The organism is Pseudomonas orientalis (genome assembly GCF_022807995.1).
GTDB classification, from domain to species: Bacteria; Pseudomonadota; Gammaproteobacteria; order Pseudomonadales; family Pseudomonadaceae; genus Aquipseudomonas; species Aquipseudomonas orientalis_B.
In genome coordinates this window covers 570,429-594,017 of record NZ_CP094351.1, presented here as the reverse complement: position 1 = coordinate 594,017, position 23,589 = coordinate 570,429, and the positions used below count along the sequence as shown (strand labels likewise).

Here is a 23,589-nt window from a genome sequence, read left to right as displayed (position 1 = left end):
CTTTACGACCCCGGCGCAGGCGCCGTCGGGTCCTTCACGCCGCCGTCATCAAACAAGTTCAGCTTTTGACGCAGCTCATGGGCCGGCAGCGGCTCCTGACCTGGCGGGAGCGCATTCGGGTCCGCCGGCACTTCACCGGGGGCGCCCTCACCCTGCGCAGGCGGTGGCGGCGGCTGATCGCCCTCAATCGCACGCTGGGCCTTTTTGGTCAGCACAACGATATCGATCCGACGGTTGATCGGGTTGAACGGGTCTTTAGGATCGAACAACTGCGAGGAAGCAAACCCCACCACCCGCGCCACTTGCGGGTCCGGATAGCTGCCGGCCACCAGCGCGCGGCGGGCCGCGTTGGCGCGGTTGGCCGAGAGTTCCCAGTTGCCGAAGTCGCCCTGCCCCGCATAGGGCTTGGCATCGGTGTGACCACTGATGCTGATCTTGTTCGGTACCGCCTTGATGGTGTCGGCCATGGCCAGCAGGATATCTTCGAAGTACGGCTTCAAGCGCGCACTGCCGGAATCGAACATCGGCCGGTTGGCGGCGTCGGTGATCTGGATGCGCAACCCTTCCGGGGTGATCTCGAAGGAAATCTGATCCTTGAATTTGAGCAGTTGCGGGTTTTCCTCAACCTTGTTCTGCAGTTCTTGCAGCAACAGCTCCAGGCGCTCTTTCTCGACCTGTTCGGCCATGCTTTCGACCTTATCGCGCTCGACCGGGATTTTTTCCTGGGGCGATTCGGTCTGCACCTCCGGATTGATGGTGCGCTCCGGGGCCAGCTGCGGCGAGCCGCCCAAGTCGATCACGAAAGGTGTGCCACTCTCCGAAAACCCGATCGGGTCCTTGAAATAACCCGCAATGGCGATTTTTTGTTCAGGGGTGGCGGTGGACATCAGCCACAGCACCAGGAAGAACGCCATCATCGCCGTCGCGAAGTCGGCGAAAGCGATTTTCCAGGCGCCGCCGTGATGCCCCGCTGCGAAGCGCTTGACGCGCTTGATGATGATCGGCTGGTTGTTTTCCATGGCTTAGCGACCGCGAACCGCTTGTTCCAGCTCGGCGAAACTTGGGCGATGCTTCGGATACAGCACTTTGCGCCCGAACTCCACCGCCAGCGACGGCGGCATGCCCGAGGCCGAGGCGACCAGGGACGCCTTGATCGCTTCGTAGAGATTGATTTCTTCCTTGGCGTCATGCGCCAGGGAGGTGGCGAGCGGGCCGAAGAAACCGTAGGCCGCCAGAATACCGAAGAAGGTACCCACCAGTGCCGCACCCACGTGCATGCCGATGGCCGCCTGGTCGCCCTCACCCAGGGAAGCCATGGTCACCACGATACCCAGTACCGCCGCGACAATACCGAACCCGGGCATGCCGTCGGCGATGCCGGTCACGGCGTGGGAAGGATGCTCCAGTTCTTCCTTGAGGCTGAACAGCTCCATGTCGAACAGGCCTTCGAGCTCATGGGGCGCCATGTTGCCGGAGGACATGATGCGCAGGTAATCGCAGATATACGCGGTCATGCGCTCGTCCTTGAGCACGGCCGGGTATTTGGCGAAGATCGGGCTCGCGGCGGCGTCTTCGATATCCCCTTCAATCGCCATCATGCCTTCGCGGCGACTCTTGTTGAGGATCTCGTAGACCAGCCCCAGCACTTCCAGATAGAAGGTGTGGGAGAAGCGCGAGCCAAACATGGCCAGCGACTTCTTGACCACGTGCATGGTCATGTAGCCGGGGTTGGCCTGCAAGAAGGCGCCAAAGGCGGCGCCGCCAATAATCAACACTTCGAAAGGCTGAATCAGCGCGGCAATTTTACCGTGGGACAGGACGTACCCACCGAGCACACTAGCGATGACGACAATGATGCCGATAATTTTAGCCATAGGGGATCTGTACTTGCGCCGTCGGGTTCATGGACATAGTGGGTGCAACTGAAAAACTCTTGTTCTACTTATCGGCAAAACTGCGCCAGACTATAGCCCGTTAAGGCGAAAAGCCAATTCAGCCCGTTACGGGTGTGTTGAACACATATGATGATCGCGCCCCAACCATGGCTAATGAAACGACAGTCCCAATTGCAAAACCTGCCACCCTCGCCGCCTGGATCAAGCGCCTGGACGACGTGCTGCTGCCCGTTCCCCAGGCCAGCCACGAACGTGTGTGCAAAGCCATCCGCGACAGCCGCAGCTCATTAAGGGACATTGCCGAGCTGATGCAAGACAGTCCGGCCCTGGTGCTCAGCGTGATGCGCGAGGCCAACAGCCACACCCATGGCAGCCTGGCGGAACCGGCGGAAAACCTCGAAGTGGCGCTCAATCGCCTCGGCCTCAAACGCGCCGATGAACTGCTGGCACGCCTGCCGTCGGTGCCGGCCCGCGAGATTCCCGTCGCACTGCGTCAATTGCTGCTGGTCAGCCAGCACGCGTCCCAGCAAGCCAACGGCCTGTTCGGCAGCCGCCTGGCGCGCCTGTGGCAGGACATCCACTGGGGCAGCCTGCTGTTTTTGTCCCCACTGTGGCCGATGGCGGTGGCCTACCCCAAGCTGCTTGAGGAATGGGAACTGCGGGTAATCCACAAGGGCGAGTCGGCGCGCAAGGTCGAACAGCAATTGTTCGGCGTGCGCCTGCTCGACCTGTGCCTTGGTTTGACCGCGGCCTGGCACCTGCCGATCTGGGTGTCCCAGGGCTATAACCTGCTGTTGGGCGAGCAGCGTCTGTTGGTCAAGGCATTGCGCATCGCCCGCGAAGACGACCCGTTGCGCCACCAGCAGTTGCTCGACGCCGAACCCAACCTGCGTCGCTGGCTGAATCAGCCGGCCAACACGGTACTGTTGGCCAACGGCCTGGCGATGTCGGCGCAGGAATCCTGGACCTGCCCGCACACCGAGCGCTGGCAATACCTCACTGCGCTGTACCTGCAGGAGCCACTGAGCGATGTGCAGCAACAGGTCCACCAGCAAGCGGTCACCAGCGCCCGCAGCACCTTGATGCCTGACCTCTGGCACCCGGCCCTGTCGCTGATCTGGCCGTGGCACGTGCAAAAAGTCCATCGTGGCTTGTTGCCTGCGCCACCGCCGACAGCCGAAGCGCTGGAAGTATGGCGCAACCGTTGCACGGAGCTGCTGGTCGAACCGAGCCGCTTTGCCAATGCGATGCACCTGACCACGTGCGCCAGGGAGGCCCTGGTCGCCAGCGGCATGCAGCGCGTGCTGCTGTTCATGGCGGATCGCGCCTTGAGTACCTTGCGTGTGCATCAGGCCGATGGCTTGCCAAAGGACGCTGCCAACCTGAGCCTGGATGTGGTCAGCAGCACATTGCTGCAGCGGCTGCTGGAAAAGTCCGCCCAGGTGCGTCTCGGACCTGACAACCATGCACAGTTCTCCGCCCTGCTGCCGCCGATCCTGCGCCGCCTGTTTACCGGCGAGCACCTGCTGTTGCGCTCGCTGAGCTGCAATGGGCGCGTGGTGATGCTGATGGTGGCTGATCAGGGCGGCGGGCCGTTCTCGGAAACCACCGTGCAAGCCTTCGGCAAAACCGCGCAATGCGTCGAAAAAGCCCTGCACAGCTTTACCAACCGCAGCGCCTGATGCTTGCGCTACAATCGCCCTCCTTTATCGCCGACATTTGTGCCCAGGAGACCTCACATGCCTGACTTCTCTGGCTTGCCGCTGGTGATCGAACCCAGCGACCTGCAAGGTCGCCTTGATGCCGAACACCTGATTCTGGTGGACCTCACCAGTGCCGCCCGCTACGCCCAAGGGCACATCCCCGGCGCGCATTTCGTTGACCCCAAGCGCACCCAGTTGGGCCAACCGCCCGCGCCGGGCCTGCTGCCGCACAAGGCCGACCTGGAGACGCTGTTCGGCGAATTGGGCCACACACCCGATGCCACTTATGTGGTGTATGACGACGAAGGCGGCGGTTGGGCCGGGCGTTTTATCTGGATGCTCGACGTGATCGGCCATCAGAAATACCACTACCTCGACGGCGGCCTGTTGGCGTGGCTGGACGAGAAGCACCCCATATCTACCGAAGTACCCGCCCCCGCCGGCGGCCCGGTCAGCCTCACCTTGCACGACGGACCCACCGCCACCCGCGAATACCTGCAAAGCCGCCTCGGCGCGGCCGATCTGGGTATCTGGGACGCCCGCGGCCCGCTGGAGTACTCCGGCGAAAAAGTCCTCGCGGCCAAAGCCGGTCACATCCCCGGCGCGGTGAACTTCGAATGGACCGCCGGCATGGACAAGACGCGCAGCCTGCGCATCCGCCGCGACATGCCGCAAGTCCTCGAAGACCTCGGGCTGACCCGCGATAAAGAAATCATCACCCACTGCCAGACCCACCACCGCTCTGGCTTCACCTACCTGGTGGCCAAGGCGCTCGGTTATCCGCGAGTCAAAGGTTATGCCGGTTCCTGGGGCGAATGGGGCAACCACCCCGATACCCCTGTCGAGATTTAAAGGTTAAGGACACTTAATGAAAAAGCAGTTGTTTATCCTCAGTCAGTACCTGCTGCCGCACCACTTGCTGTCGCGCCTGGCCGGCTGCATTGCCGAGTGCCGCGTGCGCTGGTTCAAGAATGCCTTCACCCGTTGGTTCGCCAAGCGTTACCAGGTGGACATGTCCCAGGCACTGGTTGAAGACCTGACCGCCTACGAGCACTTCAATGCCTTCTTCACCCGCGCACTGAAAGACGGTGCGCGCCCACTGGATCAAACCCCGGGCGCCGTACTGAGCCCGGCCGACGGCGCTGTCAGCCAACTCGGCCCGATCGAGCATGGCCGTGTGTTCCAGGCCAAGGGCCACAGCTTCAGCGTGCTGGAATTGCTGGGCGGCGACGCTGCGCTGGCTGCGCCGTTCATGGGCGGCGACTTCGCCACCATCTACCTGTCGCCCAAGGACTACCACCGGGTGCATATGCCGCTGGCCGGCACGTTGCGCGAAATGGTCTATGTGCCGGGGCGGATTTTCTCGGTGAACCAGACCACCGCCGAAAACGTACCGGAACTGTTTGCGCGTAACGAGCGGGTTGTCTGCCTGTTCGACACCGAACGTGGCCCGATGGCCGTGGTATTGGTGGGCGCGATGATCGTGGCATCGATTGAAACCGTGTGGGCCGGGCTGGTAACGCCGCCGAAACGTGAGCTGAAAACCTTCCGCTACGACGAAGCGGCCCGTGCGCCGATTCATCTGGAAAAAGGTGCGGAGCTGGGTCGTTTCAAGCTGGGTTCGACCGCTATCGTGCTGTTCGGGCCGGATCAGGTGAAATGGACCGAAGCATTGTTGGCGGGTTCGCCGGTGCAGATGGGCCAGGGTATCGCAACACCCAAGGCCTGACGCAGAACTAAGTGTGGGAGGGGGCTTGCCCCCGATGGCGGTGGACCTGTCAATACATCTCTGACTGGACTACCGCAATCGGGGGCAAGCCCCCTCCCACATTTTTTAGCGCATTTCGTCAGTCAGAGCTGCCCGTCACGGTCGCGCAAGCCCAGCAGATACAGCACCCCATCCAACCCCAAGGTCGAAATCGCCTGCTTGGCCGACTGCTTGACCAACGGCTTGGCACGGAACGCCACGCCCAGCCCGGCAATCGCCAGCATCGGCAAGTCGTTCGCGCCGTCGCCGACCGCAATGGTCTGTTCCAGGCGCAAGCCTTCCTTGTGCGCCAGTTCCCTGAGCAGGTCCGCCTTGCGTTGCGCATCGACGATTGGCTCCACCGCCACGCCGGTTACTTTGCCATCCACCACTTCCAGCTCGTTGGCGAACACATAGTCAATGCCCAGCCTGGCCTGCAGTTGCTTGGCAAAGTAGGTGAAGCCGCCGGACAGGATCGCCGTCTTGTAGCCCAGGCGCTTGAGTTCAGCGAACAGAGTTTCGGCGCCTTCGGTCAGGCGCAGGGACGCGCCGATTGAATCAAGCACACTCACGTCGAGGCCCTTGAGCAGCGCCAGGCGTTCCTTGAAGCTGGCACGAAAATCCAGTTCGCCGGCCATTGCCCGCTCGGTAATCTCGCTGACTTGCTCGCCTACACCCGCCGCCTTGGCCAGCTCGTCGATGACTTCGGCCTCGATCAGGGTCGAGTCCATGTCGAACACCGCCAGACGACGATTGCGCCGGAACAGCGAATCCTCCTGGAAGGCGATGTCGACATTCAGTTCCTGGGCCACGCTCAGGAATTCGGCGCGCAGCGCTTGCGCATCGGCGGGCTCCCCACGCACCGAAAACTCGATGCAGCCCTTGCCTTTGTCCGCCGGCGTGTCCAGCGGCATACGCCCCGACAGACGGTCGATATGGTCGATGTTCAAACCGTAGTGCGCCGTGATCGAGCTGACGCGCTGCAATTGTTCGGCCGTTACCTTGCGGGTGAGCAGCGTCACGATATGACGTTTTTTGCCCTGGCCTTCGACCCAATGCTGGTAATCGGCTTCGGACACCGGGGTGAAGCGCACCTGCTGATCCAGCTTGTAGGCCGTAAACAGGATGTCCTTGAGGACCGAGGATGCCTGCTCGGTGCTGGGGATTTCCACCAGGATGCCGAACGACAGGGTGTCGTGGATCACCGCCTGGCCGATGTCGAGAATGTTCACACCACCCTGGGCCAGAACGCCGGTAATGGCAGCAGTGAGACCCGGTCGGTCAAGACCTGTGATGTTGATCAGGACAATTTCGCGCAAAGCGCACCCCCAGGCTGGAAAAAAACCGCATTCTACCCACTTTCAGTGACCATCGGGCACAGCCAGCGCTTTGCCGGTCATGGGCCTGTCGCTATACTGCGCGTCAACTTCACGGACCAAGAGCCGAGCGCAAGTGAACCGGCCCACGCCAGTAAAAACCGATAACTTCTTCCTGCTGATCTTCCGGGCACTGCGCCACCGCCGTGTTCCGATCGCATTACGCATTGCCAGCCATAACGTGATCCTGGTCGCTCTGGCCCTGGTGATCTACGCCTGCGTGATGGGTTTGCAGTTCAAACAGGCCATGCATGAGCAAGCCGACGCCTTGGGCGAAAGCCTGACCACCCAGACCGCCACCTCGGCGACTGAGCTGCTGGTGTCCAACGACATCCTCAGCCTCAACGTACTGCTCAACAACCTGACCAAGAACCCGCTGGTGGCCCACGCCGCTATCTACAGCGTGGACAACCGGATCATGGCCGAAGCCGGGCAGCGTCCGAAAAACGGCCTGCTGGGCGAAGCCGAAGGCCTGTACCAGAGCAATATCACGTTTCAGGATGTGAAAGCCGGCCAATTGCGCATCAGCCTGGACATGCAACAGTTCCAGCAGCCGATGACCATCAGCCTGCAGAGCATGGGCATCCTCAGCGCGATCCTGCTGGCCCTCGCCCTGGCCTTGAGTCTGCGCTTGGGGCGGCATATCTCCACGCCCTTGATGCAACTGCGCATCTGGCTGCGCGATATCGACGAACATACCCCGGCCACCGACCGCCAGGACGAAATCGGCGACCTCGCGCGCCAGCTGCATGCCAGCTTCGCCCCGGAGCCGACTGTGCCTGAGGTTGAGCCCGAGCCTGAGTACGACGACGCCGACTACAACGACGAGCCTGAGTTTGAAGTGCGCGACCTGCGTGACCCAGGCTTCGACGAAAGCGCTCCGGTGGCCGGTCTGAAGCCTGCGCCACGCCATGTGGTCAAGGCCGAAGAAGACGAGCTGGACGACGAAGACCCGTTCGCCGACCTGCGCGATACCGCAGATGCCGCTCCCGCCGCAGCGCCGAAAGCGCTTGCGACCAGGAGCAGCGAGCCCCAATACAGCGCCGTACTCGCCGTGCAGCTGGGTGCCCAGGACCAACTGCGCCGCCTGCCCCGCGCCCGCCTGACGGAATTGCTGGAACGCTACCGCGACTGTCTCGACCAGGCCGCCTCGCTCTACCAGAGCGAACTGCACACCCTGAACGACGGCAGCACATTGATGCTGTTCCACAGCGAAGACAGCGGCGAAGACTACCTGACCAACGCCATCTGCTGCGGCGAGTTGCTGCGCGCCCTGGGCCATGCCTTGCAGATCGAAGTGGCGGACAGCGGCATTACGTTGCAATTGCAGTTGGGCCTGACGGTGGGTGACGACCTGTTCGGCATCAGCCAGATCGACCTGTTGCTGACCGAAATCGCCCAGGATGCCCTGGCCTTGTCCCAGCACAGCCGCAACCTGCTGCTGGTGGAGCGCAAGATCAGTGAAGACACGCTGATCCGCCAACGCGCACGCATCCGCCCGATTGCCAGCCCTGAGGGCGCCAGCTGTGTGGAGCGCCTGATGGAGCCGTATCCGTCGATGCTGGAGCGGCAGTTGGCGCGGATGCACGAGACCCGTAAGCCCTGAGGCTAAGGCCTTTTGTAGGAGCGAGCTTGCTCGCGAAAAACTCACAGACGCCGCGTTTATTCAGAAAGCACGCGTTATCGTTGACGCTTTTCGCGAGCAAGCTCGCTCCTACAGAACAGCCCAACAAAAAGGCCCGCTTACTCAGCGGGCCTTTTGTTTGTCTGCCATTCAGATCAAAACCTGAACACTTCCAGATCCGTACGAATCGGTGTCGCCATCGGCATCTTCGGCTTTCCCGGTGTGGCGGGCTTGGCCTGCGCCGGCGCCTGCTTGCGCGGGGCCTCGGCAATCGGCGGCTGGTTGGCCAGCGGCTTGAGCGCCACCGACAATTGCTGCGCCAAGTGCTGCAACAATACGCCCTGGGCCTGGACCTGGGACGCCGTGGTGCCGGCATGCTCTTCCTGCAGGTGCACGATACGGTTGTCTCGAACTTGCCCGCGACGATCGATCAAACGCCACTGGGCATCCAGGATCGCCGGTTGCGACTTGCCGGAGTCAAGCCGCGTGATGGTCAGCAGCACCTGCACATCCGGAGAGAACCCGGACGGGCCTGGCGCCAGGACCACGCGCTGGCTGTCCAACTGGCCGGCCACCTGACGCAACATCAATTGATTGATATCGGAGGAAAGACTGCCCGCCCAACGACCATCCGTGGAACCTTGCAGGCTTCCGTCGTTCTGACGTTGGAGCAGGGTTTCGCGTTGCAGGTAATCAGCAACGATGACCGGACCCAGCAGGACAGCCATACCCGCGGTTTGTGCCGGCTGAGCCGGACTTCCGCTGTCCAGCTGGTACAGCGACACCGGCTGGTGCGTGCTGCAACCCGCCAGCCCCAACAGGCCGGCGAGCATCAAAAATAGAGGAAGGCGTGGAGCAGTCATCATCCCATCCAGGTGGCTGCCACACGGCGAACCACAATGTAATACTAAAAATAACCTAAATACGCTCGGCCACGCCGGCGCTGGAAAGGCCATATCATCCGTGAATATGCGCCATGACTCCAGCGCCAAAGCGTCGATCTACGCGTTAAATCGTAGATCGAGGCCTCTAGTACGCCTTAAGCAGGCGTTTCTACCAACAAAGCATCCACTCGCTGGAAGCCTCGAGGCAGTTTGTTGCCGCGTCGACCGCGTTCGCCCTTGTAGTGCTCAAGGTCGTCAGGGCGCAGCGACAGCGTACGCTTGCCGGCCTGAAGCACCAGCGTCGCGCCTTCCGGAATGACGGCGATGTCGGTCACGTACTCTTCGCGACTGGCCACCCGCTCTCCCGGGATACCAATGATCTTGTTGCCCTTGCCCTTGCCCAACTGCGGCAGGTCGCTGATCTTGAACACCAGCAGACGCCCTTCGGTGGTCACCGAGGCCAGCCAGTTGTGTTCACGATCCTCCACTGGCCGCGGCAGGATCACCTTGGCATTGTTCGGCAGGCTCAGCAGCGCCTTGCCCGCCTTGTTCTTGGCCTGCAGGTCTTCACCCTTGACCACGAATCCGTAACCGGCGTCGGAAGCGATGACATACAGCGAATCATCCTCCGGCAGCAGCACGCATTCGAAATTCGCTCCCGGTGGCGGTGTAAGACGCCCGGTCAGTGGCTCGCCCTGCCCTCGTGCGGAAGGCAGCGTGTGGGCCGGCACCGAATAACTGCGCCCGGTCGAGTCGATAAACACCGCAAACTGGTTGGAACGCCCGGCGGCAGCGGTCTTGAAGCCATCACCGGCCTTGTACGAAAGCCCGGTGGCGTCAATATCATGCCCTTTGGCGGAGCGAACCCAACCCTTTTCCGACAGAACGACGGTAATTTTCTCGTTAGGCAGCAGCTCGGTTTCTGTCAGCGCTTTCGCTTCGGCACGCTCGACAATCGGCGAGCGACGGTCATCGCCGTAGGTTTCGGCGTCCTTGATCAGTTCGCTGCGCACCAGCTTCTTGAGTTTGGCTTCGCTGCCCAGCAGCGCTTGCAGCTTGGCTTGTTCCTTGAGCAATGCGTCCTGCTCGTCGCGCAGCTTCATTTCTTCCAGTCGCGCCAACTGGCGCAAACGGGTATCGAGGATGTAGTCAGCCTGGATCTCGCTCAGCTCGAAACGCGCGATCAGCTCGGCCTTGGGGTGCTCGGCGGTGCGGATGATATGGATCACTTCATCCAGGTTGAGGTAGGCAATCAACAAGCCGTCCAACAGGTGCAGGCGGCGCTCGACCTTGTCCAGGCGGAATTGCAGGCGACGGCGCACGGTCTGTACGCGGAACTCCAGCCATTCCACCAGCAGATTGCGCAGGTTCTTGAGCTGCGGCTTGCCATCCAGACCGATGATGTTGACGTTGACCCGGTAGCTGGACTCAAGGTCAGTGCTGGCAAACAGATGTTGCATCAGCACTTCATGATCCACCCGGCTGTTGGTCGGGATAATCACGATGCGGCAGGGGTTCTCGTGGTCGGACTCATCGCGCAGGTCGGCGACTTGCGGCAGTTTCGACGGTTTGGCCTGCATCAACGCGGCGATCTGCTCCAGCACCTTGGCGCCGGACACCTGATGCGGCAGCGCGGTCACAATAATGTCGCCGTCTTCAATGTGATACACCGCGCGCATGCGCACTGAGCCCTTGCCGGTTTCGTACATCTTCAGCAGGTCGGCGCGCGGCGTGATGATTTCCGCTTCGGTCGGATAGTCCGGGCCCTGGATATGCTCGCAAAGCTGCTCGACCGTGGCCTTTGGCTCGTCCAGCAGACGCACGCAGGCGCTGGCGACTTCGCGCAGGTTGTGCGGCGGCACATCGGTGGCCATGCCGACCGCGATGCCGGTGGTGCCATTGAGCAGGATATTCGGCAAACGTGCCGGCAGTACCAGGGGTTCGTCGAGGGTGCCGTCAAAGTTGGGCCCCCAGTTCGCGGTACCCTGGCCCAGTTCGCTGAGCAATACTTCCGAATAACGCGACAGGCGCGCCTCGGTGTAACGCATGGCGGCGAAGGACTTGGGATCATCCGGCGCCCCCCAGTTTCCCTGGCCATCGACCAGGGTGTAGCGGTAGCTGAACGGCTGGGCCATCAGCACCATGGCTTCGTAGCACGCCGAATCGCCGTGGGGGTGGAACTTGCCGAGCACGTCACCGACGGTACGCGCCGACTTCTTGTGCTTGGAGTCGGCGTCCAGGCCCAGCTCACTCATGGCGTAGATAATGCGCCGCTGTACCGGCTTCAGGCCGTCGCCGATATGCGGCAGGGCACGGTCCATGATCACGTACATGGAGTAGTTGAGGTAGGCATTTTCGGTGAAGTCAGCCAGCGATCGGCGTTCTACGCCATCTAAGCTGTCTGCGAGGATGTCACTCATGCGGGCCTCATCGTTGGGTAAGGCGCAGCGGAACTGCCGCTGCGCTGAGTCAATTCAAAAAAGTCTCGGTTCATGGCTGGGCACTCCAGCCACCGGCCGGGGCGGCGAAACGATAGACCACCGGGCGCTTTTCACCATCGGCACGCGCGCCGAAATTATTGTCGATGCCAATCCAGGCGCCGTCGGCATCTACCACCAGTGCTTCGGCCAGGCCATAGGGTTGGGGATAACGCCGTTCGGGCGTCAGGGTTTCATCGGCAAACGACCAGCACAGCTCAACCTTGGCCGTGAGCGGGTCGCGCCGGCAGATCTGGAACGCATTGCGCTCCAGGGTAAACAGCTTGCCGTTGAACAGCGCCAGGTCGGCAAAATCCTTGGACACGGCCTTGGCGTTGGTGAACTGCGCCGGCTGCACTTCCAGCCCGGCCTCGCTCAACAACACGCAAGCACCGTCGCAATCCCACACGCTCTGACCGCGCTTGATCGACATCAGGCCACGGCGCTCACGCTCGGCGGCCAGCCAGATCTGATTGCCTTGCGGGCTCACTGCCAGGCCTTCGAACAGCGCATTGAAGTGCAGCAACATGCCGCTGGCCCGCGCTTCGCGGACCATGCCCGGGGCGATCTTCAACCACTCGGGCGCACCGGCTGCCGGCACCTGCAACACCGCTGCATGGGCTTCGCTGACAATGTAGCGGTTGCCTGCGGCATCACAACTGATGCCTTCGAAATCCAGGTCGCCACCGCGAATGAACGAAGCCGCCGTGGTGCGCGAGCGCAACCCCCACGGCAAGCCGGACTCGGGCACGGGTGGCACGTCGATCTTCAACACCTCGGCGTTCCAGGTCGGCTCGCGAGTGTCCAGACGATAAATCTGGTCATCATCACGGTCCGATACCGTCCACAACGCCTTGCCGCACAGCGCCAGGCCCGACAGGTTGCCACCGCGCACGCCGTCTACCGGATGTTCGGACACCAGTTTGAGCTCAACCACGGGCGAGGCAACCCCATCGGTGGCCGCCAACCCGCACCCCATCAGGATCGCCAGGGCGACGCCTGTGCGCATCAGCCCAATACCTCGGCCAGGTTACCTTTGGATTCGAGCCAGGCCTTGCGATCCGGCGCACGCTTTTTCGCCAGCAGCATGTCCATCATTTCCGAGGTGCCAGCGAAGTCTTCCAGGGTCAACTGCACCAGGCGCCGGGTGTTCGGGTCCATGGTGGTTTCGCGCAGTTGCGGCGGGTTCATTTCACCCAGGCCCTTGAATCGCGTGACCTGTGGCTTGCCGCGTTTCTTCTCGGCCACCAGGCGGTCGAGGATGCCATCGCGCTCGGCTTCGTCCAGGGCGTAGAAAATTTCCTTGCCCAGGTCAATACGGTACAGCGGCGGCATCGCAACGTAGACGTGACCGGCATCCACCAACGGGCGGAAGTGCTGCACGAACAGCGCGCACAGCAGCGTGGCGATGTGCAGGCCGTCGGAGTCGGCGTCGGCGAGGATGCAGATCTTGCCGTAGCGCAGCTGGCTCATGTCCGCCGCGCCGGGGTCGACGCCGATGGCCACGGCGATGTTGTGCACTTCCTGGCTGGCCAGGACTTCGCTGCCGTCGACTTCCCAGGTGTTGAGGATCTTGCCGCGCAACGGCAGGATCGCCTGGAATTCCTTGTCCCGCGCCTGCTTGGCGGAACCGCCGGCGGAATCACCTTCCACCAGGAACAGCTCGGAGCGCATCGGGTCCTGCCCGGCGCAATCGGCCAGCTTGCCGGGCAATGCCGGGCCCTGGGTGATGCGCTTGCGCTCGACTTTCTTGCTGGCCTTGAGGCGACGACCGGCGTTGTTGATCGCAAGCTCGGCCAGGGCCAGGCCCAGTTCAGGATGCTCGTTGAGCCACAGGCTGAAGGCGTCCTTGACCACACCGGAGACAAACGCCGCCGCCTCGCGGGACGACAGGCGCTCCTTGGTCTGGCCGGAGAACTGCGGCTCCTGCATTTTCATCGACAGCACGAACGCAATGCGCTCCCACACGTCTTCCGGCGCCAGCTTCACGCCGCGCGGCAGCAGGCTGCGGTATTCGCAGAATTCGCGCATGGCGTCCAGCAAGCCCTGGCGCAAGCCGTTGACGTGGGTGCCGCCCTGGGCGGTGGGGATCAGGTTGACGTAGCTTTCCTGCACGCTGTCGCCGCCTTCGGGCAACCACAACAGCGCCCAGTCGACGGCTTCCTTGTTACCGGCCAGGCTGCCGCAGAACGGCGCGTTGGGCAGGCGCTCGAAGTCGCTGACCGAATCTTCCAGGTAGGAGCGCAGGCCGTCTTCGTAGTGCCACTCGACCTTCTCGCCGGTACCTTTGTCTTCAAAGCTCACCAACAGGCCCGGGCACAGCACGGCCTTGGCCTTGAGCACATGCTTGAGGCGGCTGATGGAAAATTTCGGCGAATCGAAGTATTTCGGGTCCGGCGCGAAGTACACGCTGGTGCCGGTATTGCGCTTGCCAACAGTGCCGATCACTTCGAGGTCGGTGGCTTTGTAGCCATCGGCGAAGGTCATCTGGTATTCGTTGCCGTCGCGCTTGACCTTGACCCTGACCTGCGTGGACAAGGCGTTGACCACCGAAATACCCACGCCGTGCAAGCCGCCGGAGAACTGGTAGTTCTTGTTGGAGAACTTGCCGCCGGCGTGCAGCTTGGTCAGGATCAGCTCGACGCCCGACACACCCTCTTCAGGGTGAATGTCCACCGGCATGCCGCGGCCGTCGTCGGACACTTCAAGGGAGTGGTCGGCATGGAGAATGACCTGTACCGACTTGGCGTGCCCGGCCAGGGCTTCGTCGACACTGTTGTCGATGACTTCCTGGGCAAGGTGGTTCGGCCGACTGGTGTCGGTGTACATGCCGGGGCGTTTGCGCACCGGGTCGAGGCCCGAGAGGACTTCGATGGCGTCGGCGTTATAAGAGCTAGCGCTGGGAGTGGCCATGGGGTCTCGTCGTGAGTCGTTCGATTAAAAAATGACCTGCGATTTTCACAGTGACGAAAAATCGAAGGATTGATACTGATCAGCGCCAATGCCGGCAAAGCACAGCAGTGCCGGCAATTGCCGGGCGAACCCTTGGTAGCCATGGTCGCCACCGGCCTGAATGCGCAAGGCACAGGCCCGGTAATACTGCTGGGCGAGGCGATAATCCAGGGTTTCGTCCCCGGTCTGCAACCACACCTGGTAACGCGCAGCGTCTTGAGGGGCCGCTACTTCCAGCTCGGACAACGCCGTGACGTGGTCGAGGGTCAATTCCCAGCTTTCATCGGTATAGAGGTTCTTCTGGGTGCCCAGGTAGCCGTCAAACATCCGATGGGGGCTGACCGCCGGGTTGACCAGCAGCGCCTTGAGGCCATGGCGTTCGGCAAGATGGGTTGCATAGTAGCCGCCCAATGAACTGCCGACCAGCAGCGGCCTGCCCAGCTCTGCGATGGCCTCCTCCAATTGAGGAATCGCCTGACGGGGATGGTGATGCAGCGCCGGAACACGCAACTGCCCGGCCAGGCCAAGCTTGCCCATGACGGTGATCAACTGGCTGGCCTTGTTGGAGGCTGGCGCACTGTTGAAACCGTGAATATAGAGGATCGAAGCGGACATGCCGGGCTCTCCGTGACTCAGCCAAAGAGGCGCAGTTTACAGGGATAAGGGGCCGGTGTGAGAACCCATGTGGGAGGGGGCTTGCCCCCGATGGCTGAGTGTCAGTCAGCACATGTGGCAGCTGACACACCGCAATCGGGGGCAAGCCCCCTCCCACATTTTTTGCTCAGTGTTGACAGCTATTAATAGCCGTTGCTGCCGTAGTCGACGGTGAAAGCGAAATTCTTGACCCGCTCCACCCCGGTCTCCAACCGCCCGTCGGCACGCAACCGCAGCCAGCGATAGCCTGGGGCCTGGTCGCTGACCTGAAAGTCGTCACTGCCCGGCGCGAACTGGATGCAGGTGGACGGCGACGCCAGCAGGCGCACGCCATTGTGCTGGTCGTCGATTTCCTGGTGCACGTGCCCCCACAACACCGCCTTCACTTGGGGGAACCGGTCAAGCACCGCAAACAGCGCATCGGGATTGCGCAGGCCGATAGGCTCCATCCAGGCGCAGCCGATCGACACCGGGTGATGATGCAGGCACACCAGATGATGCCGGTTCGGCGCCTCACTCAAGGCCTGGACAAGCAGTTGCAGTTGCTGGTCCTGCAGGTAGCCGGGCACGGAACCGGGTACGGCGGAATCCAGCAGGGTGATGCGCCAGTTGCCGACATCGACCACCGGCTCCAGCAGGTCGCTGTGCACGGCGGCGTCGGCCATGATCTGCGGCTCATCGTGGTTGCCGGCCAGCCAGCGGGCGGGAGCGCCCATCGGCGCGGTCATGTCGCGAAATTGCTGGTATGACGCCAGTGTGCCGTCCTGGGACAGATCGCCCGTGGCCAGCACCAGATCGATGTGCGGCTGCTGTTCGCGCACCAGGTCGATCACCCGCTGCAGGCTTTCGCGGGTGTTCATGCCCAGCAGCGTGACGTCTGCATCGGCAAACAAATGGCTGTCGGACAGTTGCACCAACAGCACAGCGTCAGGGTTCATGGCGGATACGCTCGGCAAGGCGCTCTCCCTAGCGGTCACAGGAATAGACAGGTGAGGCAATTATGCTGGGGCAGGACACAAAGAGGAAACCCAGAGAAACAAACGCAGTTCACATCTACCGCACGACTTCGAACTCATGACCCAGGGCCAGGCAGTGGCTCAACCATTCGCCGAGGAACACATTGAGCTGGGCTTTCTCATCGGGCTGGTGCATGAACACATTCGGATAAGGATAGATGCTGCGAAAACGTCGCGCATGTTCGGCGCTGATCACTTCGGCCATGCGTGCATCGTGGTACACCTGCACTTCCAGCTGCGGCACCGGCAGCCAGGGCAGGCTGTGTTCCTGGCGCACGCGCAAGGTGGTGGTATACGGGCAATTGACGATGACTTCCAGGGTCAGCACGCCGAGCATCTGGTCGCCGTGGGTCACGGCAATGCGCCGCGCCTCGGGCGTGTGGCGCATGTCGGGGAGCAGGCGCATCAGCCGCGCATAGTTGGCCTCGCACGCGGCTTGCAGCCCGATCAGGTCAACCCGGTAACGTTCCCGTGCCTTTACTGCCATAGCCCCCTCACTTCCACGCGATTAAGCGCAAGCCATTGCAGGGCGATGATGCTGGCTGCATTGGAAATTCTGCCGTCGCGTACCGCCTTGAAAGCATCTTCGAATGCCCAGGTGGCCACGCGGATATCTTCGGCCTCTTCCTCCAATCCATGGATGCCACCGGCCTGTGAGCTGTCGCAACGGCCCAGGTACAGGTGGACAAACTCGGTACTGCCGCCGGGCGACGGGAAATACTGGGTGATCGGCCACAAAGCGGAAAAGGTCAACCCAGCTTCCTCCTCGGCTTCGCGGTGTGCAACCTCCTCGGGTTGCTCGTCCTTGTCAATCAGGCCGGCGACCATTTCCACCAGCCACGGGTTGTCGGTACGGCCCATGGCGCCGACGCGAAACTGTTCGATCAGCACCACTTCATCGCGCTGCGGATCGTAGGGCAGTACGCACACCGCATCATGGCGCACGAAGACTTCACGATTGATCACGCGGCTCATGCCGCCGTCGAACTTCTCGTGGCGCAGTTGCACGCGATCGAGCTGATAGAAGCCCTTGTAGGCAGAGTCGCGCTGGACAATTTCGATGTTCTTTGGCGTCGACTTCGTTAAGTCCGTCATATTCTTCCTCGTCATAAGCCGTGCAGTGGGCGCCATCCTAACGCGCCCAAGCGGGTCGGCGCAGCCCCTTTCCGGTTGCCGGGATAGACGGCGGGCGTCAAACTCACGTTAATCAGTCTAGTGGCGAACTGGCGGCCCTGTTGGCAGTCCAAGCGCTACTCTATTTCGCTTTCCATCGATTTACGAAGGACACACATGTCGCTTTTAAAAATCGCCTCCATGGCTTGTATTGCCTTGACCCTGGGTGCCTGCCAGAGCCTGTTCCAGCCCGGCCAGCTCAAACCGCTGGACGTCACCACCGACAAGTCGGAGCAGATCAAGCCCGGCTGCGGCAGCCCTGATTGCCCGCTGGTGAACATCGACACCGTGCATTTCCCCGCCGACCCGCAACTGGACAAACTGGTCGAGCAGCGCCTGTTGCAGATGACCCGCACCACGCCCGGCGCCAGCGTCCCTGCGACCCTGAATGCCTACCGGGACACATTCCTGCGCGAATCCCCCGACCGCCACAGTATGTATTTGCAGGCCAAGGTACGTGAGCAGCATGACGGACTGGTGATCGTTGAAGTGTCCAGCTACCTGGACACCGGCGTGGCCCACGGTGAGCCTGGCCGCGGTTTCATCAATTATTCACGCGTGCTGCATAAGGAACTGAGCCTGGCCGACATGCTGTTGCCCGGCCAGGAGCAGGCGTTCTGGAATACGGCAAAAGTTGCCCACAACAGCTGGTTGATCAACACCAAGATGGACCGCGATCCGGAGTTCGTGAAGAACTGGCCATTCCAGAAAACTCCGAACGTGGCCTTGACCAGTGGCGGCGTGGTACTCAAGTACAACGTCACCACCATCGCCCCCTACGCACAGGGGCTGATCGAAATCACCATCCCCTATGCGCGCCTGACCGGTGTGATCAAGCCTGAGCTGATGCCCGCGCGCCACTGACCGCACGCCCCAGGATGAACTGCAGCAGCCCGGCCAGCAGCAATGCCGGCAGGGTCGCGCCGATATCCGGATACAGGTGGGCCAATAGATGGTAAGTGCCGATGCCGCCCAGCCATGCCACCAGCGCAGGCCAATGCAGCAGGGTCACCGCGCCCTGGCGCCGACGGCGCAGGATGAAGTGATCCACCAGTACCACGCCGAACAGCGGCGCGAACACTGAACCGATCAGCAACAGGAAGTTCTGGTATTGCGCCAGGGGCGCCAGGCAAGCGATCACGGTGCAAATCACACCAATGGCCAACGCCAGGTGCTCGACTTTCAAACGCAACAGCATCCCGCTCGACACCGCCGCCGAGTGAATATCGGCAAAGGCGTTCTCCGACTCGTCCAGCAGGATCAGCAACAGCGGAATACCCAGGCCGGCTCCGGCAAGGGCCAGCAGCAGGGCATTCACCTCACCGCTGGGCGCAAACGCCAGGGTATAGGCCACACCCAGGCTCATCAGCCAGAAATTTCCGATAAAAAACCCCAGCGCAGTGCCGCCGAACACGCTTTTCGCGCGCTTGCCAAAGCGTGAGTAGTCGGCGATCAGCGGCAGCCACGACAGCGGCATGGCGATGGCAATGTCAAAGCCCACCGCAAACGGCATCGAACCGTCACCGGCCTGGGCCCACAGCGCGACGAGGTCGGCCTTGGCGAACAGGTTCCAGGTCAGCCACAGACAGGCCGCGAGCAGCAGCCAGATGCCCCATTTACGCAGGATCTGCCGCACGAAGGTCAACGGTCCGCTCACCGCCAGCAAGGTGGCAAGGCCACCGAAAAATACTGTCCACAACAAGGGGCTCGCCAACAGGCTGCCCTCACTGAATGCGCGCGCGCCCAACAAGCTGGCGGCATCGCGCATTACGATGATTTCGAACGAACCCCAGCCAACCAATTGCAGCAGGTTCAACAGCGCCGGCAGGCTCGCGCCCCGCGTACCGAGGCTGAGCTTGAGCGCGGCCATGGCCGACAGCCCGGTGTCGCTGCCGATCACGCCGACGGCGGCCAGCAACAGCACGCCCACCAAGGTGCCGAGGAAGATGGCCAGCAATGAGCCGGACAAGCCCAGGCCCGGCGCCAGCAAGGCGCCGGTTTGCAGGACCATCAGGCCGATGCCGAGGGAGAACCACAGGGAGAACAGGTCGCGGGCGCCGAAGACGCGCTTGTCAGGAAGCACCGCGATGTCGGGTGAGTAAGTGCTGGGTTGAATGCTCAAGGGTGAAGTCTCTGAGGGGCTTTGTTGTCAGGGAAATTGCCATCGGGGGCAAGCCCCCTCCCACACTGGATCTGCGGTGAACACAAACGCTGTGTCAACCTCAGTCAAAATGTGGGAGGGGGCTTGCCCCCGATGGCGGCGGTACAGTCACCGCCACCTTCGGATCAGACCTTCTTGTAGAGCTGACTGCCTTCCTGCCTGAACCGCTCGGCCTGCTCGGCCAGGCCCCTGGCCACGTCCACATCCACATCCACCGCGTCGATGCGCTGATTGGCCGCGTATTCACGCACTTCATGGGTGACTTTCATCGAGCAGAATTTCGGCCCGCACATCGAGCAGAAATGCGCGACCTTGGCGGACTCTTTCGGCAGGGTCTCGTCGTGAAACGCCCGTGCGGTGTCCGGGTCCAGGCCCAGGTTGAACTGGTCTTCCCAGCGAAATTCGAAGCGCGCCTTGCTCAAGGCGTTGTCGCGAATCTGCGCGCCCGGGTGGCCCTTGGCAAGGTCGGCCGCGTGGGCGGCGATCTTGTAGGTGATGATCCCGGTCTTCACGTCATCCTTGTTCGGCAAGCCCAGGTGTTCCTTGGGCGTGACGTAGCAGAGCATGGCGCAGCCGAACCAGCCGATCATCGCCGCACCAATGCCGGAGGTGATGTGGTCGTAGCCCGGCGCGATGTCGGTGGTCAGCGGGCCGAGGGTGTAGAACGGCGCCTCGTCGCAGCACTCGAGCTGCTTGTCCATGTTCTCCTTGATCAACTGCATCGGCACATGGCCGGGGCCTTCGATCATGGTTTGCACGTCGTGCTTCCAGGCGATCTTGGTCAGTTCGCCCAGAGTTTCCAGCTCACCGAATTGCGCGGCGTCGTTGGCGTCGGCCACCGAGCCCGGACGCAAGCCATCACCCAGCGAAAAGCTGACGTCATAGGCTTTCATGATTTCGCAGATTTCTTCGAAATGCGTGTAGGCGAAGTTTTCCTTATGATGCGCCAGGCACCATTTGGCCATGATCGCACCGCCACGGCTGACGATGCCGGTGACGCGATTGGCGGTCAGCGGCACATAGCGCAGCAATACACCGGCATGGATCGTGAAGTAGTCGACGCCCTGTTCGGCCTGCTCGATCAGGGTGTCGCGAAACAGCTCCCAGGTCAGGTCTTCTGCCACACCGTCGACTTTTTCCAGTGCCTGGTAGATGGGGACCGTACCGATCGGCACCGGCGAGTTACGGATGATCCATTCGCGGGTTTCGTGGATGTGCTTGCCGGTGGACAGGTCCATGATGTTATCGGAGCCCCAGCGAATGCCCCAGGTCATCTTCGCCACTTCTTCTTCGATAGACGAGCCCAGCGCACTGTTACCGATATTGCCGTTGATCTTCACCAGGAAGTTACGGCCGATGATCATCGGTTCCAGTTCGGTGTGATTGATGTTGGCCGGGATAATTGCGCGGCCGCGGGCGATTTCATCACGGACAAATTCGGGCGTGATGATGTTTGGAATGCTGGCGCCAAAGCTGTGTCCCGCATGCTGTTGCTTGAGCAGGCCGGCGGCGCGGGCTTCCTCAAGCTTCATGTTTTCGCGGATGGCCACATATTCCATTTCGGGCGTAATGATGCCTTTGCGCGCGTAGTGCATCTGGCTGACGTTGGCGCCGGCCTTGGCCCGTCGTGGGTTCTGCAGGTGGGCAAAGCGCAGGTAAGCCAGGTCCGGGTTATCCAGGCGTTCCTGGCCGTAGCGTGAGCTCAGGCAAGCCAGTCGCTCGGTATCGCCGCGCTCTTCGATCCAGGGCGAGCGCACGTCGGCCAGGCCTTTGCGCACGTCGATGATCACGTTGGGATCGGTATACGGACCCGATGTGTCGTAGACCACCACCGGTGCATTGATTTCACCGCCGAACTCGGTGGGCGTCACATCCAGGCTGATTTCGCGCATGGGCACGCGAATATCGGGACGGGAGCCCTGTACATAGATCTTCTGTGAGCGGGTAAACGGTTGCACGGAGCCGGAGTCGACCTTGGCCGATTCACTCAAGTGCACGGTGTTTTTTGATCTTTGGCTTTTTAATTCGGTACTCATCAGGGCTCTCCAACTTATCCAGGCGGTGGATTGTTGTCGGAGCGAACCTGTGACGGACGGACGCACTGAAACCAGTGCTGTGCTTGCGCACGAGGGCTGTTCGATTGTCGAACAACTTCCCGGACGAAGCACAAGAGGACTCGCCGGGTGACGAGAAATCTTGTTCCCTACGCAGGCGTTAACCTGATCAGGTTCAACGGGATCCGGTATTTACCGATCTCAGCCTTCCAACAAGGCACCCCGACAAGAACCTGGCCAGTCTAGACCATGGAGTGGGCAAATTGCCAATGACGCTGTAGTCAGGATGATAAATGGCGTAATTACAGGATTGTTGTGCCGCAGCCCGGCCACTACACTCCTGAGCTGCCTCAAGGCTTGACGCTCCCGTTTCGCCACCGTAGCCTTGGGCAATAAATTATCATCGTAATATTTATTCAGGGATCGCCTCATGCTGCGCAAACTTTCACTGGCAGTTGCCGTGTCTTGTGCGACCAATGGAATGGTCTGGGCAGCTGAAGCGCCCTTGTCCGCCAGAACCGACCTGGTCAGCGTCTATCAGGAAGCGGCGAGCAACAACGCCGACCTGGCCGCTGCCCGCGCTCAATATGGCGCGCAGAAAGAAGTGGTGCCCCAGGCGCGCGCAGGCTTGCTGCCGAACCTGTCGGCCGGTGCCGACAGTAACAACGTGCGCACCCAGATCGACCAGCCCGCCGCCACGGCCAACCGCGACGCGCACTCCTGGCGCGCCACCCTGAGCCAGCCGCTGTTTCGCGCCGATCGCTGGTTCCAGCTGCAGGCCGCCGAAGCCGTCAACGAGCAAGCCTCGCTGCAACTGTCGGCCAGTGAACAGAACCTGATTTTGCAAAGTGCCGAGAGCTACTTCGCCGTGCTGCGCGCCCAGGACAACCTGGCTTCGACCAAAGCCGAAGAAAATGCCTTCAAACGTCAGCTCGACCAGTCCAGTGAGCGCTTCGACGTGGGCCTGTCGGACAAGACCGATGTGCTGCAATCCCAGGCCAGCTACGACACCGCGCGGGCCAACCGCATCGTGGCCCAGCGCCAGGTGGATGATGCCTTCGAGGCGCTGATCACCCTGACCAACCGCCAATACAACTCGGTCCAGGGCATCGTCCATACGCTGCCGGTGCTGCCGCCGGCGCCGAATGACGCCAAGGCCTGGGTCGAAACCGCCGGGCGTCAGAATCTCAACCTGCTGGCCAGCAATTACGCAGTGACCGCCGCCGAGGAAACCCTCAGGCAGCGCAAGGCCGGCCATTTGCCGACGCTTGATGCGGTGGCGCAATACGAAAAAGGCGACAACGACGCCCTGGGGTTCAGCAACCCGAATCAGTTGCCTATCCCGTACGGCGGCGATGTGTCGCAACGCACCATCGGCTTGCGGTTGAACATCCCGATCTACAGCGGCGGCCTCACCAGTTCGCAAGTACGCGAATCCTATTCGCGCCTCGACCAGACCGAGCAGCAACGCGAAGGCCTGCGCCGCCAGGTGGTGGAAAATACCCGCAACCTGCACCGCGCCGTGAACACCGATGTGGAACAGGTGCAAGCACGCCGCCAGTCGATCATCTCCAACCAGAGCGCGGTGGAAGCCACGGAAATCGGCTATCAGGTGGGCACGCGCAATATCGTCGACGTGCTGGACGCACAACGTCAGCTCTACTCGTCGGTGCGCAACTACAACAACAGCCGCTACGACTACATCCTCGACAACCTGCGCTTGAAGCAGGCCGCGGGCACCTTGAACCCGGGGGATCTGCAGGACCTGACGCGCTATTTGAAAGCCGACTACAACCCGGACAAAGACTTCCTGCCACCGGACCTGGCCAAAGCCGCCGCCGAGCAGCTCAAGGCCCGCCCGGGTTCCTGAAAA

19 protein-coding genes and 1 riboswitch are annotated in these 23,589 nt (G+C 61.8%); of the genes, 6 read left to right on the top strand and 13 right to left on the bottom strand.

The genetic code is table 11. The features are described 5' to 3' along the window. Nucleotides 1-2: 2 nt before the first annotated feature. Together motB and motA are read right to left on the bottom strand one after the other, a co-directional pair. A complete protein-coding gene (gene motB, locus MRY17_RS02435; protein ID WP_181285893.1) occupies nucleotides 3-1,019 on the bottom strand; it encodes a flagellar motor protein MotB in 1,017 nt (338 codons plus the stop codon). A gap of 3 nt (nucleotides 1,020-1,022) precedes the next feature. After that, nucleotides 1,023-1,874 carry a flagellar motor stator protein MotA gene (gene motA, locus MRY17_RS02430; RefSeq protein WP_181285892.1) on the bottom strand — a complete coding sequence of 284 codons (852 nt, stop codon included), beginning with the start codon at nucleotides 1,872-1,874 and terminating at the stop codon, nucleotides 1,023-1,025. A 167-nt stretch (nucleotides 1,875-2,041) separates the two neighbouring features. On the opposite strand from motA, the gene MRY17_RS02425 reads away from it, so the two are divergent. From MRY17_RS02425 to asd, 3 genes are read left to right on the top strand one after another with little or no spacing between them, the layout of a single operon-like run. Beyond that, a complete protein-coding gene (locus MRY17_RS02425) occupies nucleotides 2,042-3,577 on the top strand; it encodes an HDOD domain-containing protein (RefSeq protein WP_191953169.1) in 1,536 nt (511 codons plus the stop codon). Nucleotides 3,578-3,634: 57 nt separating this feature from the next. Beyond that, complete coding sequence (gene rhdA, locus MRY17_RS02420) at nucleotides 3,635-4,450, top strand: thiosulfate sulfurtransferase (protein WP_191953170.1); 816 nt, start codon at nucleotides 3,635-3,637, stop codon at nucleotides 4,448-4,450. Nucleotides 4,451-4,466: 16 nt separating this feature from the next. Beyond that, a complete protein-coding gene (asd, locus tag MRY17_RS02415) occupies nucleotides 4,467-5,327 on the top strand; it encodes an archaetidylserine decarboxylase (RefSeq protein WP_065934815.1) in 861 nt (286 codons plus the stop codon). Between the two features lie 122 nt (nucleotides 5,328-5,449). Here asd and serB read toward each other — a convergent pair whose 3' ends face one another. Further along, complete coding sequence (gene serB, locus MRY17_RS02410; RefSeq protein ID WP_057724301.1) at nucleotides 5,450-6,664, bottom strand: phosphoserine phosphatase SerB; 1,215 nt, start codon at nucleotides 6,662-6,664, stop codon at nucleotides 5,450-5,452. Between the two features lie 133 nt (nucleotides 6,665-6,797). Between serB and MRY17_RS02405 the strand changes: the two genes are divergently transcribed. After that, a complete protein-coding gene (locus MRY17_RS02405) occupies nucleotides 6,798-8,327 on the top strand; it encodes an AhpA/YtjB family protein (protein WP_243353243.1) in 1,530 nt (509 codons plus the stop codon). 173 nt (nucleotides 8,328-8,500) lie between these two features. On the opposite strand, the gene MRY17_RS02400 is transcribed toward MRY17_RS02405, so the two are convergent. The 8 genes from MRY17_RS02400 to MRY17_RS02365 all read right to left on the bottom strand — a co-directional run bounded on the left by MRY17_RS02400 (nucleotide 8,501) and on the right by MRY17_RS02365 (nucleotide 17,423). Then, nucleotides 8,501-9,211 (bottom strand): PqiC family protein, encoded by a 711-nt coding sequence (locus MRY17_RS02400; RefSeq protein WP_181285887.1) that lies wholly within the window; start codon nucleotides 9,209-9,211, stop codon nucleotides 8,501-8,503. A gap of 173 nt (nucleotides 9,212-9,384) precedes the next feature. After that, nucleotides 9,385-11,649, bottom strand: coding sequence for a DNA topoisomerase IV subunit A (gene parC, locus MRY17_RS02395; protein WP_243353242.1), 2,265 nt, complete (start codon nucleotides 11,647-11,649; stop codon nucleotides 9,385-9,387). Nucleotides 11,650-11,719: 70 nt separating this feature from the next. Then, nucleotides 11,720-12,715, bottom strand: coding sequence for an esterase-like activity of phytase family protein (locus MRY17_RS02390; protein ID WP_243353241.1), 996 nt, complete (start codon nucleotides 12,713-12,715; stop codon nucleotides 11,720-11,722). Further along, nucleotides 12,715-14,619, bottom strand: a complete 1,905-nt coding sequence (gene parE / locus MRY17_RS02385; RefSeq protein ID WP_057724311.1) for a DNA topoisomerase IV subunit B — start codon at nucleotides 14,617-14,619, stop codon at nucleotides 12,715-12,717. Before parE ends, MRY17_RS02390 begins: the two co-directional genes overlap by 1 nt. A gap of 45 nt (nucleotides 14,620-14,664) precedes the next feature. Further along, nucleotides 14,665-15,273, bottom strand: a complete 609-nt coding sequence (locus tag MRY17_RS02380; RefSeq protein WP_243353240.1) for a YqiA/YcfP family alpha/beta fold hydrolase — start codon at nucleotides 15,271-15,273, stop codon at nucleotides 14,665-14,667. 182 nt (nucleotides 15,274-15,455) lie between these two features. Beyond that, entirely contained in the window at nucleotides 15,456-16,268 is an 813-nt protein-coding gene (gene cpdA, locus MRY17_RS02375; protein WP_243353239.1) for a 3',5'-cyclic-AMP phosphodiesterase, read from the bottom strand. A gap of 97 nt (nucleotides 16,269-16,365) precedes the next feature. Further along, nucleotides 16,366-16,815, bottom strand: coding sequence for a DUF1249 domain-containing protein (locus tag MRY17_RS02370; protein ID WP_003209507.1), 450 nt, complete (start codon nucleotides 16,813-16,815; stop codon nucleotides 16,366-16,368). Beyond that, on the bottom strand, nucleotides 16,806-17,423 hold the full coding sequence (locus MRY17_RS02365) for an NUDIX domain-containing protein (RefSeq protein ID WP_243353238.1): 618 nt from the start codon (nucleotides 17,421-17,423) through the stop codon (nucleotides 16,806-16,808). The genes MRY17_RS02370 and MRY17_RS02365 overlap by 10 nt, the downstream gene beginning before the upstream one ends. A gap of 195 nt (nucleotides 17,424-17,618) precedes the next feature. Between MRY17_RS02365 and MRY17_RS02360 the strand changes: the two genes are divergently transcribed. Further along, nucleotides 17,619-18,365: an RsiV family protein gene (locus tag MRY17_RS02360; protein ID WP_181285881.1), complete on the top strand. Its 747-nt coding sequence runs from the start codon at nucleotides 17,619-17,621 to the stop codon at nucleotides 18,363-18,365. Here MRY17_RS02360 and cytX read toward each other — a convergent pair. After that, nucleotides 18,334-19,623, bottom strand: coding sequence for a putative hydroxymethylpyrimidine transporter CytX (cytX, locus tag MRY17_RS02355; protein ID WP_243353237.1), 1,290 nt, complete (start codon nucleotides 19,621-19,623; stop codon nucleotides 18,334-18,336). The genes MRY17_RS02360 and cytX overlap by 32 nt on opposite strands. 164 nt (nucleotides 19,624-19,787) lie before the next feature. Continuing rightward, nucleotides 19,788-21,698 carry a phosphomethylpyrimidine synthase ThiC gene (gene thiC, locus MRY17_RS02350; protein WP_243353236.1) on the bottom strand — a complete coding sequence of 637 codons (1,911 nt, stop codon included), beginning with the start codon at nucleotides 21,696-21,698 and terminating at the stop codon, nucleotides 19,788-19,790. 147 nt (nucleotides 21,699-21,845) lie between these two features. After that, a riboswitch (TPP riboswitch) is annotated at nucleotides 21,846-21,951 on the bottom strand. Nucleotides 21,952-22,146: 195 nt separating this feature from the next. Here thiC and MRY17_RS02345 point away from each other — a divergent pair. Further along, nucleotides 22,147-23,586: a TolC family outer membrane protein gene (locus MRY17_RS02345; protein WP_181285878.1), complete on the top strand. Its 1,440-nt coding sequence runs from the start codon at nucleotides 22,147-22,149 to the stop codon at nucleotides 23,584-23,586. The last annotated feature ends 3 nt before the right edge of the window (nucleotides 23,587-23,589 follow it).

Excerpts from the sequence above, each read along its gene's own strand:
- parC (WP_243353242.1), bottom strand. The coding sequence starts at position 11,649 with ATGAGTGACATCCTCGCAGACAGCTTAGATGGCGTAGAACGCCGATCG.
- MRY17_RS02390 (WP_243353241.1), bottom strand. The coding sequence starts at position 12,715 with ATGCGCACAGGCGTCGCCCTGGCGATCCTGATGGGGTGCGGGTTGGCG.
- MRY17_RS02400 (WP_181285887.1), bottom strand. The coding sequence starts at position 9,211 with ATGATGACTGCTCCACGCCTTCCTCTATTTTTGATGCTCGCCGGCCTG.
- MRY17_RS02360 (WP_181285881.1), top strand. The coding sequence starts at position 17,619 with ATGTCGCTTTTAAAAATCGCCTCCATGGCTTGTATTGCCTTGACCCTG.
- MRY17_RS02365 (WP_243353238.1), bottom strand. The coding sequence starts at position 17,423 with ATGACGGACTTAACGAAGTCGACGCCAAAGAACATCGAAATTGTCCAG.
- thiC (WP_243353236.1), bottom strand. The coding sequence starts at position 21,698 with ATGAGTACCGAATTAAAAAGCCAAAGATCAAAAAACACCGTGCACTTG.
- MRY17_RS02380 (WP_243353240.1), bottom strand. The coding sequence starts at position 15,273 with ATGTCCGCTTCGATCCTCTATATTCACGGTTTCAACAGTGCGCCAGCC.
- motB (WP_181285893.1), bottom strand. The coding sequence starts at position 1,019 with ATGGAAAACAACCAGCCGATCATCATCAAGCGCGTCAAGCGCTTCGCA.
- motA (WP_181285892.1), bottom strand. The coding sequence starts at position 1,874 with ATGGCTAAAATTATCGGCATCATTGTCGTCATCGCTAGTGTGCTCGGT.
- MRY17_RS02370 (WP_003209507.1), bottom strand. The coding sequence starts at position 16,815 with ATGGCAGTAAAGGCACGGGAACGTTACCGGGTTGACCTGATCGGGCTG.
- parE (WP_057724311.1), bottom strand. The coding sequence starts at position 14,619 with ATGGCCACTCCCAGCGCTAGCTCTTATAACGCCGACGCCATCGAAGTC.
- asd (WP_065934815.1), top strand. The coding sequence starts at position 4,467 with ATGAAAAAGCAGTTGTTTATCCTCAGTCAGTACCTGCTGCCGCACCAC.
- rhdA (WP_191953170.1), top strand. The coding sequence starts at position 3,635 with ATGCCTGACTTCTCTGGCTTGCCGCTGGTGATCGAACCCAGCGACCTG.
- MRY17_RS02345 (WP_181285878.1), top strand. The coding sequence starts at position 22,147 with ATGCTGCGCAAACTTTCACTGGCAGTTGCCGTGTCTTGTGCGACCAAT.
- MRY17_RS02425 (WP_191953169.1), top strand. The coding sequence starts at position 2,042 with ATGGCTAATGAAACGACAGTCCCAATTGCAAAACCTGCCACCCTCGCC.